Raw genomic sequence first — 2,102 nt, 5'->3', positions numbered from 1 at the left:
GGTGCCAGAGAAACTAATCGCTGTCGCACCTGCGGCATTAATTTGGCCATTAGTACCAATAGTGGTGGTATTGGCTGTGCCATCAGTCACTTGTAGCCCTACACCAGCACTGTCACTAACATCGATATTCAGATAAGCATTAGTGAGATCGACCCCACCAACAGAACTTATCCCAATACCCGCACCTGTGACATTAATAATGTTATTGCCATTAGCGCTGTTGGCAAATGTCAGACCGGCCAGGCTAGTTAGCGCGGTACCTGTCACCGTGTTAAAGATGACATGGTTTAACGTCAGATTGACACCCGTTGCTTTTGAGAAGGCGGCACCGGTACCATTCAGATTAAGAATCAAGTCAGTCAATACATGGCTATTGCTGGTACCGGCAAAAGTCAGCCCGGTCGCGGTGCCGGTGGCGGTGATAGTCCCCCCCACCAGATTTAACAGCGCATTGGTCAGCACGTTAACACCGGTGCCAGCGGTGGCATTAAGGGTACCGCCAGTGTTATCAACATTGACGGTTTGCACCGGGGTAGAACTGACGGTTATCCCCGACGCGGTGCTGTTAATGGTGCCTTTATTCGCAACATTAATTGTTGCGGTGCCGGTATTAGTTGCAGATATACCGGTTGCTGCGTTTATTGTTCCATCATTGAGCAGTACCATTGGGCCAGTACCGCTATGTGTGGCAGAAATCCCGGTTGCTGCCGTAATGGCACCAGCAGAGCGGATGTAAATACCACTGGTGTTACCCGCATTTTTGGTGGCTAGAATCCCAGTATCTGTCGCCTGCAAAATAGAACCGGTGGCAAGGTTGTAAACTACGTCAGTAGTACCACTACTACCATTGTTGATACCCGTAGTATTCGTGGTGGCGTTATCAATCGCATTACCCGATACAACACCGCCACCCGTGGCTCGCGCCTGCAAGATAATTTTTGCACCAGAACCAAAACCGTTTACAGGATCATAACTCCCAATTTGCAACCCTCTATTAGTATTGGTTCCGCTAAAAACATTCTGGTTGGCAATCAGTTCAAAGGCAGAATTATCGGCAAAAGTATAGGCAAAGGCACTGTTACCGGTATTCGTCAAATTCGCGGATGAGGTTGTTCTGTCTATCTTGACATCAGCACCCGCGAGAAAATCCATGGTGGCGGTATTATTTGTCGCACCAGAGTTTTGGAAAGATATCCCAGAGCCTAAATGCGTGACATGAAACCGGCCGGTAAACTCAAGTTTATTAACTTCACCGATTTCTTGGCCGCGATCGTTGACAATCACATCTGAATTGATGTTACCAAACGTCATAACACTATTCGTCGCCGCGCCGTTAACGCCCATAAAAATAAGTTGAGACGAACCAAGAGAGTCAATATTGTTATAAACCACATTGACCGCAGTGCTGCCACCGGTGAGGTAGACCATACTATAGTAGTTGGCAGATGTGATTTGGGACATATTCTGCAACGTCAAGGTCCCGCTACCGGATGATACCGACAAGCCATAGTTAGTGGTATTAACAACAGTTAAGCCATACAGACCATTACCATCAATCACGACATTTTGATTAGCCATGTTGACTGTGACTTGTTGAGTAAGCGCAATATCTGCACCCAAAATAATCTTATCGTAATTGCCACTAGATAAAGCTGATGAAAGGCTGGCTTGGTCCATGACCGTGATCTCTACGGCAAATGCGGGAGTAATCCCCAATAAACCAAAGCTGCCGATGGATAAGGCCAAAATACTTTTTCTGAACAACGTGCAAATACCTTCTGGTTCAACGACGCTTGGCTGATCACCCCCTTCAGTCAATGGATGACCGACACTGCTGGTTTTTATTCTTCCTTTCGCCAACTCGCTCACAGCAACCCATACATTCAAGGATATGCTCCAAATAACTTTGAAAACTGCATTCATATAAATCCTTAAAATATTTAAAATCTTATTGATAATGTATTAAAGGTATTGCGTCTTAAAATCGCACGACAAATAGCCGCCGTAATTCAACGATTTAATAAGTAAACAATTCTCATTTAAAAAATAGGATGCGCCGAGAACGGCCGTAGGAAAAGGCCAGCCAAAGGGCTTCGTTTTAG

At 45.8% G+C, this 2,102-nt stretch carries 1 protein-coding gene; it reads right to left on the bottom strand.

Annotated elements, in window-relative coordinates:
- A partial coding sequence (locus AEP37_RS23400; RefSeq protein WP_049615577.1) for an ESPR domain-containing protein occupies nt 1–1,923 on the bottom strand: 1,923 nt, incomplete at its 3' end.
- Nucleotides 1,924–2,102: the final 179 nt, after the last annotated feature.

This window comes from Yersinia pekkanenii (assembly GCF_001152565.1).
Lineage (GTDB): Bacteria > Pseudomonadota > Gammaproteobacteria > Enterobacterales > Enterobacteriaceae > Yersinia > Yersinia pekkanenii.
This window is presented reverse-complemented; position numbering and strand designations above follow the sequence as displayed.